14 protein-coding genes and 1 other annotated feature are annotated in these 14753 nt (G+C 46.3%); of the genes, 11 read left to right on the top strand and 3 right to left on the bottom strand.

The genetic code is table 11. The features are described 5' to 3' along the window. Positions 1-34: 34 nt before the first annotated feature. A complete protein-coding gene (rsbQ, locus tag MKX38_RS17380) occupies positions 35-844 on the bottom strand; it encodes a sigma factor SigB/phosphatase RsbP regulator RsbQ (protein ID WP_003228292.1) in 810 nt (269 codons plus the stop codon). Between the two features lie 283 nt (positions 845-1127). Here rsbQ and MKX38_RS17375 point away from each other — a divergent pair, with 283 nt between their 5' ends. The 9 genes from MKX38_RS17375 (at position 1128) to MKX38_RS17335 (ending at position 10475) form a co-directional block, all read left to right on the top strand. Then, positions 1128-2033, top strand: coding sequence for an ABC transporter ATP-binding protein (locus MKX38_RS17375; RefSeq protein WP_144482835.1), 906 nt, complete (start codon positions 1128-1130; stop codon positions 2031-2033). Then, positions 2034-2771 carry an ABC transporter permease gene (locus MKX38_RS17370; RefSeq protein ID WP_021480631.1) on the top strand — a complete coding sequence of 246 codons (738 nt, stop codon included), beginning with the start codon at positions 2034-2036 and terminating at the stop codon, positions 2769-2771. A 3-nt stretch (positions 2772-2774) separates the two neighbouring features. Continuing rightward, entirely contained in the window at positions 2775-3890 is a 1116-nt protein-coding gene (gene yvfT, locus MKX38_RS17365; RefSeq protein WP_044052455.1) for a two-component system sensor histidine kinase YvfT, read from the top strand. A 16-nt stretch (positions 3891-3906) separates the two neighbouring features. Next, positions 3907-4509, top strand: coding sequence for a two-component system response regulator YvfU (yvfU, locus tag MKX38_RS17360; RefSeq protein ID WP_015251201.1), 603 nt, complete (start codon positions 3907-3909; stop codon positions 4507-4509). Positions 4510-4683: 174 nt separating this feature from the next. Next, positions 4684-5400 (top strand): lactate utilization iron-sulfur protein LutA, encoded by a 717-nt coding sequence (lutA, locus tag MKX38_RS17355; RefSeq protein WP_014480927.1) that lies wholly within the window; start codon positions 4684-4686, stop codon positions 5398-5400. A 26-nt stretch (positions 5401-5426) separates the two neighbouring features. Beyond that, positions 5427-6866, top strand: a complete 1440-nt coding sequence (gene lutB / locus MKX38_RS17350; RefSeq protein WP_339187834.1) for a lactate utilization iron-sulfur protein LutB — start codon at positions 5427-5429, stop codon at positions 6864-6866. After that, positions 6866-7588 carry a lactate utilization protein LutC gene (lutC, locus tag MKX38_RS17345; RefSeq protein ID WP_003228309.1) on the top strand — a complete coding sequence of 241 codons (723 nt, stop codon included), beginning with the start codon at positions 6866-6868 and terminating at the stop codon, positions 7586-7588. The genes lutB and lutC overlap by 1 nt, the downstream gene beginning before the upstream one ends. Before the next feature lie 107 nt (positions 7589-7695). Then, positions 7696-8730, top strand: coding sequence for a glycoside hydrolase family 18 protein (locus MKX38_RS17340; protein WP_003228311.1), 1035 nt, complete (start codon positions 7696-7698; stop codon positions 8728-8730). 97 nt (positions 8731-8827) lie between these two features. Then, positions 8828-9063: a binding site (T-box leader), on the top strand. A 68-nt stretch (positions 9064-9131) separates the two neighbouring features. Further along, positions 9132-10475, top strand: a complete 1344-nt coding sequence (locus tag MKX38_RS17335; RefSeq protein WP_003228313.1) for an amino acid permease — start codon at positions 9132-9134, stop codon at positions 10473-10475. Positions 10476-10515: 40 nt separating this feature from the next. Here the strand turns inward: MKX38_RS17335 and MKX38_RS17330 are convergent, their stop codons facing one another. Continuing rightward, entirely contained in the window at positions 10516-11433 is a 918-nt protein-coding gene (locus MKX38_RS17330; protein WP_003228315.1) for a DMT family transporter, read from the bottom strand. 99 nt (positions 11434-11532) lie between these two features. Here MKX38_RS17330 and MKX38_RS17325 point away from each other — a divergent pair, with 99 nt between their 5' ends. Both MKX38_RS17325 and MKX38_RS17320 read left to right on the top strand, forming a co-directional pair. Beyond that, on the top strand, positions 11533-12411 hold the full coding sequence (locus tag MKX38_RS17325; RefSeq protein WP_326131742.1) for a LysR family transcriptional regulator: 879 nt from the start codon (positions 11533-11535) through the stop codon (positions 12409-12411). A 156-nt stretch (positions 12412-12567) separates the two neighbouring features. Continuing rightward, complete coding sequence (locus MKX38_RS17320) at positions 12568-13578, top strand: LLM class flavin-dependent oxidoreductase (protein ID WP_339187830.1); 1011 nt, start codon at positions 12568-12570, stop codon at positions 13576-13578. A 49-nt stretch (positions 13579-13627) separates the two neighbouring features. Here MKX38_RS17320 and araR read toward each other — a convergent pair whose 3' ends face one another. Next, positions 13628-14716 (bottom strand): arabinose utilization transcriptional regulator AraR, encoded by a 1089-nt coding sequence (araR, locus tag MKX38_RS17315; RefSeq protein WP_033883444.1) that lies wholly within the window; start codon positions 14714-14716, stop codon positions 13628-13630. Positions 14717-14753 lie beyond the last annotated feature (37 nt).

Genomic DNA, 14753 nt, shown 5'->3' with positions numbered 1-14753 from the left:
TAAGAGGGTCACCTCTATCCCTTTCGTTCCTATATCACACGTGTGCTTTTAAATAATCGCCGATCAGCTGTATCGTCTCATCTGGATGGCTCATATGAGGGCAATGTCCGCGAGCCTCCATTTGTTTCAGACTGCTATAAGGCAGATGCTGATGCATATACTTACCTACTGTTGCAGGTGCGATGATATCATCTGCACATTGGAGAATAAGAGAGGGAACCGTTACCTTCGAAAGATCCTCTCGGTGATCAGAAAAAAACGCCGCTTTCGCGAATTGGCGGGCAATGACAGGATCAGTAGAACAAAAACGGCTTTCAAGCTCTTCCTTAATTTCAGGCCGATCTGGCTGATTCAGAACGGTTGCCGCAAATACAGTCGCCCAGCCGATATAATTTTTCTCCATCATCTCCAGCAAGCCAAGGAGCTGCTCCTCTTCAAATCCTCCGTAATACTCAGGCGGATCATTCAAATAGCAAGGAGAAGGCCCCACCATCACCAGATGGGAAAAAAGCTCCGGGCGGCGGATGGATGCAAGCATCCCAATCAAGGCCCCGACGGAGTGACCCACAAACACGGTTTCCTTCAGATCTAAAGCTTCACAAACATCAAGAACATCCTGGGCATAGCCGTCAAGTGTCTGGTAACGATTCAGGTCATATGCGCGCAAATCTGAATGTCCCGAACCGACGTAATCAAATAAAATCACCCGATGATCTTCTTCAAAGGCAGGTGCCACGGCATTCCACACGCTTTGATCGCATCCAAAACCAGGTGCGAACATGATAGATGCTTTGCCGCTGCCTTTCACCTTCACATGATTTCTAGACAAAATCGCTTCGTTCATGATTGGCTCCTTTCAGCCGGAAAGTAATATAAAGTTCAATATTTCTATCATAACACTCGGATGGTTTGAAGAGTGTATCTTTCTATGAATGTCACAGCAGTTTAAAAGAAAGAGGACATGGGAGATAGAAAAGATGGATGAATTGGAAGATGCAGGAGGAGGATTGCCTAGACACCGGGGTGAGAAAAAAATGACATTTGTCACTCCATCATCATGACACCCCATACTAACATCGTCTTCTCCGTCATTTTACAATCAATGTAAACGATCAGGAGGTGCTCATGTGATGAAAGAAGCAGTAACAGTAAGCAACGTGACAAAACATTTCCAGCGAAAAACCGCTGTAAACCACATCAGCTTCAGTATTGAAAAAGGAGAAATTGCAGCCATTCTCGGACCAAATGGGGCAGGGAAGACGACCGTCATCTCGATGATATTAGGATTGCTGAAACCGAGTGAGGGGGAAATCAAACTATTTAACCGGGTTCCCGATGATCAACAGGTTCGTGAAAAAATAGGTGTAATGCTTCAGGAAGTAAGTGTCATGCCGGGCCTTAAGGTGGATGAAATCCTTGAACTCTTCCGGAGCTATTATCCGAATCCATTGTCCATGAAAGAACTCGTTTCGTTAACAGCACTCACCAAAGAAGATTTGAAAACAAGAGCAGAAAAATTATCCGGCGGACAAAAACGCCGTTTGAGCTTTGCTTTGGCTCTTGCCGGGAACCCGGAGCTGCTTATACTTGATGAACCGACAGTCGGCATGGACACTTCATCAAGACACCGATTCTGGCAGACCATTCACGGACTGTCGGACCAAGGAAAAACAATTATTTTTTCAACTCATTATTTACAGGAAGCAGACGATGCCGCACAGCGAGTTCTATTTTTTACTGAGGGACGGCTTGTTGCAGACGACTCACCAATGCAAATCCGCTCAAGAATTCAAAAACAGTCTGTTTCCTTTACGCTTCATTCAAGTGAATCATTGGAAAGGCTGTCTTGTCACCCGGAAGTCGAGAGAGTGATCCACGAGCATGAGAGAACCATCATCCAGACATCAAATACAGACAAAGTGTTGGCGCTGATCTTTCAAGAAAACATCCCAGCACGAGATATTCGAATTGAGCAAGCGACGCTCGATGAGGCATTTCGCCAGCTGGCTGACGGCAACAGGGAGGCGATGTGAGTGAACATGCTGCAAAAGCAAAGCATCGCTGAAATGAAAAGGGTGCTTAGGAACAAGTACTTTGTGCTTTGGTCTCTGATCATGCCGATTGCCTTTTATTATTTCTTTACAAATGTAGTGAATACCAACGTCCCTGATCAACGTGCATGGGAAGCCCATTACCTGATGTCGATGACAGTCTTCAGCGTGATGGGTTCCTCTATCATGACGCTTGGCATCCGAATGGTACAAGAACGGTCACAAGGCTGGACCGCCTTCATCCGCCTTACGCCTCTTCCGGATCATATCTATTTATCAGCTCAGATGATCGGCCAAAGTGTCATTCACGTTTTATCAATTACCGTCATATTTCTGTTCGGCGCAATCATCAATGATATTGCCTTGTCACCGTTTGAATGGATGATGAGCGGACTGTGGATTTTGTTTGGCGCATTGCCTTTTTTAGCATTAGGCACACTAATCGGCCTCATGAGAAAAGTAGAAACAGCGGCCGGAATCAGTAATGTGCTTTATATGCTGCTGGCTTTAGGCGGAGGGATGTGGATGCCGTTTGAGGTCATGCCTGACATGATGCAGAGCATTGGCCAGTGGCTTCCGTCTTATCATTTCGGGAGCGGAGCGTGGGAACTTGTCCGGGGTGGGAGTCCGACTTGGAAAAATATTCTGATATTAATCGCTTATATGATGCTCTTCATGCTACTATCTAAATATATAAGAAGAAAACAAGAAGCGGTGTAATACATGAAAAAGGCAATATCTATTTTCCCGAAGGAATTCGGGTTTTTCCCTTATATCTTTCTGGTGTATACGATTATGCCGTTCCTCTCTTTATTAAAAGAATCAGGGGTCAAACAGGGGATCGGATATGGTATGCTGCTCCTTTTTGTAGCGGCATATCGCCAGTTATTCTGCAGCGTGGGCAAAGCTTCGTTTACATATTGGCTTATCGTGCAAATGGCGGTTATTTTGATGTATAGTGTGTTTTACAATATCACCTATATATACTTAGGTTTTTTTCCGGCAAACTTTGTTGGTTATTACAAAGAGAAAACGAATTTTAACCGTGCGTTCTGCGCTTTAATCTTTATACTGCTTTTTCCATGCCTATACCAATTTATCGCGAATTCGGTCTCGCTTCGGGAGCTTTTTTCTGTTCTCCCGTTTCTCGTCATTATGCTCATTTCTCCATTCGGCATTCGTTCTATGTTTCGGAGGATTGAGCTTGAAGCTAAGCTTGCACAAGCCAACGAACAGATAAAAGAACTCTCTAAAAGGGAGGAACGTGTTCGAATCGCCCGTGATCTTCACGATACTCTTGGCCACACCCTGTCGCTGCTTACATTAAAAAGCCAGCTCATTCAGCGGCTGGCTGCATCTGATCCAGAACGGACCAAGCTTGAGGCAAAAGAAATGGAAACCAGTTCACGCTCCGCACTCAAGCAAGTTCGAGAGCTGGTTTCTGATATGAGAACGGTCACGATAACAGAGGAGCTCGTAAACATTCAGCACATATTAAGAGCGGGGAACATTACCTTTCAATACGAAGGAGCCGACGACTTTTCAGTGATATCTCCCGTCACTCAAAATATTATCAGTATGTGTATGCGGGAAGCCGTGACTAACATTATCAAGCACAGCAAAGCAACCCACTGTGCCATTACCATTTCTCAGTTTGCTGACAAAATGAAGATCGTAATACGGGATGACGGAAAGGGAGCGCCGAAGGAGAAAATGTTTGGGAATGGCCTGTGGGGAATGGAAGAACGGCTCATGCTCATTGAAGGGGGATTAACGGTTTCAGATCATAACGGAACGGTTGTGGCACTGACGATTCCGCTTATTAAAAAAGCAGAATGATTGGAGGACGAAAAGAATGATTCGTCTGTTTATTGCTGAGGACCAGCGCATGCTTTTAGGCGCTTTGGGATCCTTGCTTGATTTAGAAGAGGATATGACAGTCATCGGACAAGCATTGAACGGGGAAGAGGCGCTACATGCTATTTTGAAGCTGGAGCCGGATGTATGCATTATGGACATTGAAATGCCGGTTCGAAGCGGGCTGGATGTGGCAGAGGAATTAATGAAAAAAGGCTGCGTCAGCAAGGTCATTATTTTAACCACCTTTGCCCGCCCCGGATATTTTGAACGCGCCGTAAAGGCCGGTGCACATGGCTATCTGCTGAAAGACGGCGAAATTGACGATCTGGCCGATGCCATTCGAAAATGTGTAAAGGGAAAACGTGTCTTCAGCCCTGAGCTGACGTTTAATATGATGCGAGACGAAAATCCGCTAACCGTTAGAGAGCAAGAAATTCTGAGGCTTGCGGCTTTAGGCAAGACAACAAAAGACATTACGCTTGAGCTCTATTTATCTCAAGGCACAGTTCGAAACTATATCTCAGAAATCATCCAAAAGCTTAATGCGAAAAATCGGACAGAAGCCGCCAGCATCGCTGAGGAAAAGGGCTGGATTTAACCATATACTGCACTCCTGGGAGATCGGGAGTGTTTTTGATATGCCACAAATGAAAATATCCCTAGAAAACTCTTTCCTTCCATTGTCAGAATAGTGTACGATATTCATATAGTTATTTTAACTCAGGTCATCAGATGACCTGATCATATATTGGGGATGAGAGAGGGGTTCATCATGAAAGTCTCACTTTTTGTCACTTGTCTTGTTGATATGTTTCAAACAAATGTCGGAAAAGCAACGGTTGAGCTGCTGGAGCGGCTTGGGTGCGAGGTTGATTTTCCGGAAGGGCAGATTTGCTGCGGGCAGCCGGCATACAACAGCGGCTATGTACATGACGCCAAAAAAGCAATGAAACGGATGATCGAAACGTTTCAGGATTCCGAATATGTTGTCAGTCCTTCCGGTTCCTGTACAACGATGTTCCGGGAGTATCCGCACCTGTTTCAGGATGATCCGAAATGGGCCGATAAAGCGCAAAAGCTGGCGGATAAAACGTATGAACTGACAGATTTTATTGTGAACGTACTTGGAGTAGAGGATGTCGGCGCTACCCTTCATACAAAAGCGACCTTACATACGTCGTGCCATATGACAAGGCTGCTGGGTGTTCGGGAGGAGCCGATGAAGCTGTTGAGCCATGTGAAGGGCCTGCAGTTTACAGAGCTTCCGGGCAAACATAACTGCTGCGGATTCGGAGGAACGTTCTCCGTCAAGATGGCGCAGATTTCTGAGCAGATGGTCGATGAAAAAGTCGAATGTGTGGAGGAAACGGGAGCAGAGGTGCTGATCGGTGCTGACTGCGGCTGTTTGATGAATATCGGGGGACGGCTTGACCGAAAAGATAAGAATGTCAAAGTGATGCACATCGCCGAAGTGCTCAACAGCAGATAAAACTGGATTCAGAGGGGGAAAGGATCATGGCGATGAAAATCGGTACTGACGCTTTTAAAGAGCGGGTATCACAGGGGATTGATAATGAATTTATGAGAGGTGCTGTTTCGGGTGCACAGGAGCGTCTGCGGACGCGGCGCCTAGAGGCAGCAGAAGAACTGGGAAACTGGGAGGAGTGGCGCTCATTATCAGAGGAAATCAGGCAGCATGTCCTTGAAAACCTTGATTTCTATCTCGGACAGCTTGCCGAAAATGTGGCGAAAAGAGGCGGACATGTCTATTTCGCGAAAACAGCGGAAGAGGCGTCTTCCTATATTCGGGATGTCATTCAAAAGAAGAACGGGAAGAAAATTGTGAAATCTAAATCAATGGTCACAGAGGAAATCAATCTGAATGAGGTGCTGGAGAAGGAAGGCTGTGAAGTCGTAGAAACCGATCTCGGCGAGTATATTTTGCAGATTGATGATCACGATCCGCCGTCACATATCGTAGCGCCCGCTCTTCATAAAAATAAAGAGCAGATACGCGATGTGTTTAAAGAAAGACTGGACTATCAACATACAGAAAAACCGGAAGAGCTGGTGATGCATGCGCGCGCCATTCTCCGGAAAAAGTTTCTGGAAGCGGATATCGGCATTACCGGCTGTAACTTCGCCATCGCTGACACGGGTTCCGTCAGCCTTGTGACAAATGAAGGAAATGGACGGCTTGTGAGCACCTTGCCGAAAACACAAATTACCGTCATGGGAATGGAGCGGATTGCCCCGTCATTTTCTGAATTTGAAGTGCTAGTCAGCATGCTGACAAGAAGTGCTGTCGGACAGCGGCTGACAAGTTATATTACAGCTTTGACGGGTCCGAAGCTGGAAGGTGAAGTGGACGGTCCGGAAGAATTCCATCTTGTCATCGTTGACAATGGACGATCCAATATCCTTGGAACGGAATTTCAGTCTGTGCTGCAATGTATCCGCTGTGCCGCCTGTATCAATGTCTGTCCTGTGTACCGCCATGTCGGCGGACATTCATACGGCTCAATCTACTCGGGGCCGATCGGAGCTGTTTTATCACCGTTGCTCGGCGGTTATGACGATTATAAGGAGCTGCCGTACGCATCTTCACTGTGCGCTGCTTGTTCAGAAGCCTGCCCGGTCAAAATCCCGCTTCATGAGCTGCTACTCAAGCATCGTCAGAATATCGTCGAAAAAGAAGGCAGGGCGCCGATCAGTGAAAAGCTTGCAATGAAAGCATTCGGACTTGGCGCATCCTCCTTATCGCTTTACAAAATGGGCTCAAAATGGGCGCCGGCCGCCATGACGCCTTTTACAGAGGACGAAAAAATTTCGAAAGGGCCCGGCCCGCTTAAAAATTGGACCCAGATTCGCGACTTCCCGGCACCGCATAAATCGAGATTCAGAGACTGGTTTGCGGACAGAGAAACAAGTGAACGCACGAAGGAGGAGCAGTGATGACGAAGGGAACTATTCAGAATCAAGAGAGCTTTTTAAACCGAATCGCATCCAGCCTGGGCCGTGAACGAAGAACAGGAGGCGTGGCAGTCCCTGAATGGGCGCATCAGCCGCAATATAAAACACTTGAAGGTTATTCAGCGGATGACTTAGTCACAGTGCTCAAAAACCATTGTGTCAAAATCCATACAGAGCTGATTGAAACGGATTCAACCGGCCTTTACGATGCCCTGCGCGAGCAAGTCAGCCGCTTTTCTGGAGGCCCTGTCATCATTCCGAAGGACCCCCGCTTTGAAGAATACGGACTGAAAAGCCTGCTCACCAAGGACTGGCCGAGTGAAGGAACGCCGGTCTGGGAGTGGGATGCTGACAAAGGCGAGGAAAATATTAAAAAAGCGGAGCAAGCCAATGTAGGGATTACATTCAGCGAAATTACATTGGCTGAGTCGGGGACGGTTGTCCTCTTCTCCTCAAAAGACATCGGCCGCTCTGTCAGCCTTTTGCCAACGACTTATATTGCGATCGTGCCGAAATCAAGCATTGTACCGAGAATGACACAAGCCAGTGATATCATCCGCCAAAACATTGCGAACGGTGTCACTGTTCCTTCATGTATCAACTACATTACCGGACCGAGTAACTCAGCCGACATTGAAATGGATTTAGTTGTGGGGGTGCATGGACCAGTAAAGGCAGCATATATTCTCGTCTCTGACCGCTGAACTCAGGAAGCCCGGCAGGCATATGCCGGGCTTTTTGCTTGAAAAAACTTCAACTTCCAATTTTTTGGCCGATGAGAAGAGTATGACTTGATACAGGAGGAAATGCGATGAAAAAATGGCTGATCATAGCGGTTTCACTGGCGATTGCGATTGTTCTGTTTATGTATACAAAAGGAGAAGCGAAGGCAGCCGGTATGACAGTAGGCTACACGACTGGGGATACGGCTTCATACAATTCTCTTACGAAATATCATACATACATGAATGCCATCGCAACCGATACATTTGCGTTTGAAAAAAACGGACAAATCATTGGCGATGCCCCAACTAAGCAGCTGACATATGCGAAAAAGAAAAAAATCAAGACATGGGCTGTCATTTCAAACTATAATGATGCCATTTATGATTTTGACGGAGATTTAGCGAGTCGGGTCATGAGCAATAAAACAGCGAAAAAACGATTCACAGATCAGTTAATTACACTGGCCAAAAAGCACTCATATTACGGAATCAATATCGATTTTGAAGCAGTAAATCCAGAAGACCGCGCTGCATACTCGAACTTCATTCAATATGTCTCACAGGCTTTGAATAAGAAACATATTAAAACAATGGTATCCGTTCCGGCCAAAAGCGCCGATGATAAAAATGATGACTGGAGCTGGCCGTATGATTATGCGAAAATCGGCAAATATGCCGACTTCGTACAAGTCATGACCTACGATGAACACGGCATTTGGGGTGAGCCGGGGTCAGTGGCAAGCACAAACTGGATCAAAAGCTCTCTGCAGTTTTCAGTCAAAAAGATCAAAGCCAATAAAGTCATCATGGGAATCCCTGCGTACGGCTATGACTGGGATGTAAAAGACGGAAGTACCAGCACAATAAGGGAATGGAATGAGCTCAAATCCCTCATCAAAAAACAAAAAGCAAAGCCGGCATTCAACAAAAAATCAGGCTCGATGACGTTTTCTTATGTTGACAAAAAGAAGCATAAACATGTCGTGTGGTATGAAAACGAAAAAACCGTTCAAACGAAAAGCCATCTGGCAAAGCAATATAAAATAGCAGGTGTTTCAGTTTACGCATTAGGAAACGAGTCAGAATCCTTTTGGAAAGCCATTCGAAAAGGGACAAAATAACAGTTTCTTTTTTCTCTGAAGTTATTGACAGTTAAAAGAGAAGCACGTATATTATGTTAATATATTCAGATCATAAAATTTGAGTTTTTCAGAAAACTAAAACACATAGATTGGGAGCAGTAAAAGAAAGTGATCAGAACAGAGAGCTGCGGGGTGGTGCGACGCAGCCTGATTCTTCTTTGAACTCGCCCGGGAGTGGTAAGACGGAACGGAATAGATTGAATATTCCCTATGTTTTAACGGCTAACCTTCGTTACAGGTCAAAAGCAGGATTCTTCATGAAGAATCAACAAGAGTGGTACCGCGGTCAGCCGAAGGCTCGTCGTCTCTTTATCTATTAGATTAGGTAGGAGACGGCGGGCTTTTTTGTTTTTGAAAACGAGAAGGAGAGGTAGAAGAGGATGAAAAACGACAATCAAACGTTAAAACGCACGATGACGTCCCGCCATATTATGATGATGGCGCTGGGCGGAGCAATCGGCGCAGGTTTATTTAAGGGGAGCAGCTCAGCGATCGATGTGGCAGGGCCATCTGTCATTATCGCATACCTGCTCGGCGGGATTATTTTGCTGTTTATTATGCAGGGGCTGGCGGAAATGGCTGTTCGAAACCGTAACGCCAGAACCTTCCGTGATCTTGTCCAGCAGGTATTGGGAAATTACGCTGCTTACTTTTTGGACTGGATCTACTGGAAAATGTGGGTGCTTAACATTGCGGCTGAAGCTGTTGTAGCTGCGATTTTCATTCAATATTGGCTGCCGGGCTGCCCGATCTGGGTGTTGGCATTAGGAATTTCTCTTATCGTCACGATTGTAAACTTGCTTTCTGTTAAAATCTTCGCCGAAACTGAATATTGGCTGGCAATGATCAAGATTACCGTTATTATTATCTTTATTATTCTGGGATTGCTGCTCTTATTTGTATCATTCGGTGATCATACAGCATCCGGATTTTCCAACCTGACAGACCACGGCGGATTTTTCCCGCACGGCGGCACAGGGCTGATCACGGCGATGCTTGTCGTCATCTACTCTTACGGCGGTACAGAAATTATCGGTGTAACGCTTGCAGAGACAAAAAATCCGGAAAAGGTTGTCCCGAAAGCTGTCCGCAGCACACTGACACGGATTGTCGCGTTTTACCTGCTGCCGTTTTTCATCATCGTCAGCCTGATTCCATGGAACCAAGTCAATTCGGTTCCGGAAAGTCCTTTCGTGATGGTCTTTAAAATGGTAGGCATTCCGGGCGCGGATCATATCATGAATGCAGTCATCCTGCTGGCGATCATTTCTTCTATGAATTCAGGTTTATACGGATCATCACGCATTTTGTATACACAGGCAAGTGACGGAAGGCTTCCAAAGGTCTTCTCGAAGCTTTCATCGAAAAACGTACCGATGTTTGCGATTCTGATGTGCACTTCTTCTCTCTATATTGGCGTATTGATTTCTCTGTTCGCAGGAAGCCAAACATTTAATTATTTAATGGGATCATTGGGATATACCGTTTTATTCATTTGGCTGATCATCGGATTCGCTCATTTAAAATCGAGAAAACAGCAAACGGAAACACCGGCCTATTATGTAAAATGGTTCCCGTACACGACATGGTTTGCGATTGTGGCATTACTCGCCATTCTGATCGGGGTCATCATGACAACATCAATTGTCATTACCGGCATTACTGCGGCGATCTACCTTTTGATTACAGTTGCATATTTGGTCAAAGGACGCAAGCATCAGTAAATAAGAAACCCTCTTGCCGCATCCGGCAAGAGGGTTTTTATTATTGTGCAGCTTTCTCGTTTATACCAATCGCCGCAGCTTTCTGCGCTTTTGATTTTGTATTCACGAGACAGATGCTCGTGACAATCAGCAGCAGCCCTGCCAAGAGGCTAAGGGTGAGCGGTTCATGCAGGAAAATGGAGCTGGCCACGATTGATATGAGCGGAATCAAAAAAGTATAAGATGCGACCTTGCTTGCTTCTCCTGAACCGACAAGCGTAAAAAAGACAAGCCAGCCGAGCGCGATAACGAATACGGAGATGAACAGCAGGCTCGTGATAAACGGAGCTGTCCATTGGATCGCCGAAAAGCTTTCTGTCCAAAAGCCGGATATAAGCAGAAACACGCTTCCGATCGTCAGCTGCAGAGCGACCATCCAGATGGAATCGACGCGGCTGCCTGTTTTTTTCATATATACCGTCCCGAGCGCCCAGCTGACTGCGGAGCCGAGAGCCAGCAGAACCCCAATGACAGAAATATGCCCGCCAAAGCCCGCAGCACTAATGACGGCTACTCCCGCAAAACCGAGGATGAGGCCGATCACTTTCATTACAAACATGGATTCGCCGAGCCACAGCCAAGAAAATACACCCATCAGAACAGGCTGGAAGAAGACGATTGCAGAAAACAGGCCGGCCGGAAGATAATTCAGCCCGATCGTTTGCAGGCCGTAGAATAACGTAATATTTAAAAGAGCAGAAACAAGATAAATCGGCCACGTTTCTTTTAAGCGTAATTTATGAATACGCGGCAGTGCGACAATGACTAATAAAAGCCCGCCGATCAGTGTTCGGATGCCCGCGAACAATAATGGCGGAGAATAGGCGAGCGCGGCTTTGGACAGCGGCCAATTGACGCCCCACATGATGACGAGAAATGCGAGCAGGAGAGCTGTCCGCGTTTTTGAGAGCTGCTTCATTGTTCATTCACTCCTTGTAGAACTTTTCCATCATATGATACGGTAGAACATAAGATAAATAAAATGAATCTTTTTTATAAGGAGCATAAGTAAATTGTTATGACCATTACACAATTAAAGGTTTTTGTGAAAATAGCTGAAACGGGAAGCTTTACAAAAGCGGGTCAGGCGCTGAACATGACACAGCCGGCTGTCAGCCATGCGATTTCTGCGATCGAAGCTGAGCTTGATGTAAAGCTGATCATTCGTGACCGCCGCAATGGCCTGATGCTGACGGATACGGGAAAACAGATCTTAGTACACATTAGAGAAGTCTTAAAAGGCATTGAAAAAGTTGAGCAGGTAGCAGCAGCGGAAAAAGGGCTTGAACTGGGAACGATTCATATCGGCACATTCTCAACTGCCTCGGCTTATTTTATACCAAAGCTGATCAGTGAATTTAAACAAAAATATCCGAAACTTGAGCTCGTGCTGCACGAGGGAACTGTAAATGAAGTCAAGGAGTGGCTTCATACGCGGATGATAGATGTCGGGATTCTTCTGTATCCAACAGAGGAGATGGAGTACATTCATTTGAAAAAAGACAAAATGGCTGTCGTGCTCAGGGACGATCACCCGCTTGCCAGTCATTCGGCCATTACGCTGAAAGATCTTGACCATGAACCGATGATCGTCTGTGACGGAGGCTATGAATCACCATTTGTCGATATGTTCAGGCAGGCGGGCGCTACGCTGCACCCAGCTTTCACGGTCTATAACATCAACACCTCGATCAGTATGATCAGAGAAGGACTGGGCCTGGCCATTTTATCAGAAATGTCCATGTCGGGGATGCCGCTGCCGGAGCATGTGGTGACCCGGGAATTGGACCCGCAGGTATACCGTGATGTGCAGCTTGCTGTTCCGTCGCTAAAGGAGGCTTCTCTGGCGGCTAAGCTCTTTATTGAGATGGCTAAGGAGTTGTTTGGAGCAGAATAATGTTCCAAACCGTTCGTTTTATATTGTTCGAATTTCATCGAATCAAATTCTTTTATTCCTGAATGCAGTTGTGTTATGGTGTGATAGAAGTTCTTTCAATCATGACCTGACAGCTTTGGGCTGTTTACTGATAACACATTTGCAAAGGAGAACAATATGTCTAACAACCAACGCAAAGATACCTTGCTTTCTGTCTTGAATTTATCTCCGGTTGTTCAGGGAGGAACGATTGCAGAATCATTCCGAAACAGCATGGACTTGGCGCGCCGGGCAGAGGAATGGGGCTATCACCGTTACTGGCTTGCTGAACATCATAATATAGAAGGTGTTGCAAGCTCTGCCACCGCAGTTTTGATTGGCCATATTGCCGGAGGCACGAAGAAAATCCGCGTCGGTTCCGGCGGCATTATGCTCCCGAACCACTCTTCATTAGTCATTGCTGAACAATTCGGCACACTGGAAACACTGTATCCCGGGCGGATTGATCTGGGGCTTGGACGTGCGCCGGGAACAGACCAATTGACAGCCAGAGCGCTCCGCAGAAACATCAACAGCGGGGAGGATTTTCCAGAACAATTAGAGGAACTGCGCAATTACTTTAAACCGAAGGGAAATGTGCGCAATCAAGTCCGCGCTATTCCGGGAGAGGGCATAGATGTGCCGATTTGGCTGCTGGGCTCAAGCGGCTTCAGCGCCCGTCTGGCTGGCGAACTTGGTCTTCCGTTTGCGTTCGCGGCCCATTTCTCACCGGCGAATACGGTTCCCGCTTTGGAGCTGTACCGCAATTCCTTCACGCCGTCAGACGTGCTCGACGAACCGTATGCGATGATCGGTGTCACCATTATCGCGGCAGATACAAACGAGAAAGCGCAGCACCTTGCGACTTCGCATTATCAAAGGTTTCTTGATCTTGTCCGCGGTACGCCGAACCAGCTTAAACCGCCTGTTGAGGATATGGACCAAATCTGGAGCCCGTATGAAAAAGCGATGGTCAATGAGCAGCTGAGCTCCACGATTGTCGGAGGTCCGGAAGAAGTGAAGGCGAAGCTTGAAGATTTCGTCAAAACGACACAGGCTGACGAAATTATGGTTAACTCAGAAACCTTTGAACACGCAGACAGAATGCGTTCGTTTGAAATCATCGCTGACGTTTGGAAAAACAGATAACAGCTATAAAAAAAAGCAATGTAGCGGGGAGACCCATACATTGCTTTTTTTATTCATTCAGTTTTCGTGCGGACTGGCGAATGATCAACTCAGGCTCAAATATGACATCCTCTTGCTTCGGCTTTTTATGCTCTAAGCAGTCAATGACATATTTGGCGGCTGCTTTTCCAAGCACTGATTTCGGATGTTTGACAGAGGTTAGTTTCACTTCTGAGATTTGGGCGAAATGTGAATCATCATACCCGACGATAGACATATCTTCCGGCACTTTAAGATCCATCTCCCTCAGCATATCAATCACCTTCAGCGCAATTTCATCGTTATAACAAAGAATGGCTGTCGGCATGTGCTTGCTGTTTTTCTCCAGTGTGGCTTTTACTTTCTCCAGAAGTTTTGATTCTTTTTCTTCCGTTGTAAATGTCACGATCATATCCGGAGAAGGAAACAACTCACGCTCCCGGTGCGCCTGTATAAATCCGTTCATCCGTTTCACGCCTTGTGTGTCATCAGCTTTAAAAATACCCATCATATGCGTGTGGCCGAGAGAAAGCAAATGCTCCGCCGCCATCATCCCACCTTTCACATCATCCAAGGTAAAACTTGGCGCGGCAAGCTCGGCATATGACGCGTTAATCATCGCAAAAGGAATGCCGTTTTTCTCCAAGTTCAGATAATAGCCGATGTTTGGGGTTTGAAGGGCGCTTTTTGTCGGTTCTACGATGAGTCCGTCAATATGCTGGGACAGCAGGTTTTCTAAGCCTCTTCTTTCATTGTCCGGGTTGTTGTTTGTGCTTGTCAAAAGCATAGAATACCCCTGCTCGCTTAAATAGGACTCGATTCCTCTGATGATGCTCGGGAAAATATAGTCTGATATGTAAGTTGTCAAAACACCGATCGTTTTATTGGAATGCAGCGCTGACTTAGCAGAGCGTGAAGCGACAAAGGTGCCTCCGCCTTGCACGCTGTACAGCAGACCTAGTGATACGAGGTCTCCGATCGCTTTGCGGATGGTATGCCGGCTGACGCCGAATTGCTGCATTAATTCGTTTTCGGTAGGGATTTTTTGATCGGGCAGTATTTTGCCTTGATTAATCCATGAACTGATTTCTTCTTTTACTTGCGCGTATTTTGGTAACATATCCATTCCTCCAAAATGTATACGGACAAATTTCAGT

This window comes from Bacillus sp. FSL M8-0025 (assembly GCF_037975475.1).
Lineage (GTDB): Bacteria > Bacillota > Bacilli > Bacillales > Bacillaceae > Bacillus > Bacillus subtilis.
This window is presented reverse-complemented; position numbering and strand designations above follow the sequence as displayed.

Coding starts and splice junctions, on each gene's coding strand:
- MKX38_RS17325 (WP_326131742.1), top strand. CDS start 11,533: ATGACCATTACACAATTAAAGGTTTTTGTGAAAATAGCTGAAACGGGA.
- MKX38_RS17330 (WP_003228315.1), bottom strand. CDS start 11,433: ATGAAGCAGCTCTCAAAAACGCGGACAGCTCTCCTGCTCGCATTTCTC.
- araR (WP_033883444.1), bottom strand. CDS start 14,716: ATGTTACCAAAATACGCGCAAGTAAAAGAAGAAATCAGTTCATGGATT.
- MKX38_RS17340 (WP_003228311.1), top strand. CDS start 7,696: ATGAAAAAATGGCTGATCATAGCGGTTTCACTGGCGATTGCGATTGTT.
- MKX38_RS17335 (WP_003228313.1), top strand. CDS start 9,132: ATGAAAAACGACAATCAAACGTTAAAACGCACGATGACGTCCCGCCAT.
- rsbQ (WP_003228292.1), bottom strand. CDS start 844: ATGAACGAAGCGATTTTGTCTAGAAATCATGTGAAGGTGAAAGGCAGC.
- lutB (WP_339187834.1), top strand. CDS start 5,427: ATGGCGATGAAAATCGGTACTGACGCTTTTAAAGAGCGGGTATCACAG.
- lutC (WP_003228309.1), top strand. CDS start 6,866: ATGACGAAGGGAACTATTCAGAATCAAGAGAGCTTTTTAAACCGAATC.
- MKX38_RS17320 (WP_339187830.1), top strand. CDS start 12,568: ATGTCTAACAACCAACGCAAAGATACCTTGCTTTCTGTCTTGAATTTA.
- yvfU (WP_015251201.1), top strand. CDS start 3,907: ATGATTCGTCTGTTTATTGCTGAGGACCAGCGCATGCTTTTAGGCGCT.
- lutA (WP_014480927.1), top strand. CDS start 4,684: ATGAAAGTCTCACTTTTTGTCACTTGTCTTGTTGATATGTTTCAAACA.
- yvfT (WP_044052455.1), top strand. CDS start 2,775: ATGAAAAAGGCAATATCTATTTTCCCGAAGGAATTCGGGTTTTTCCCT.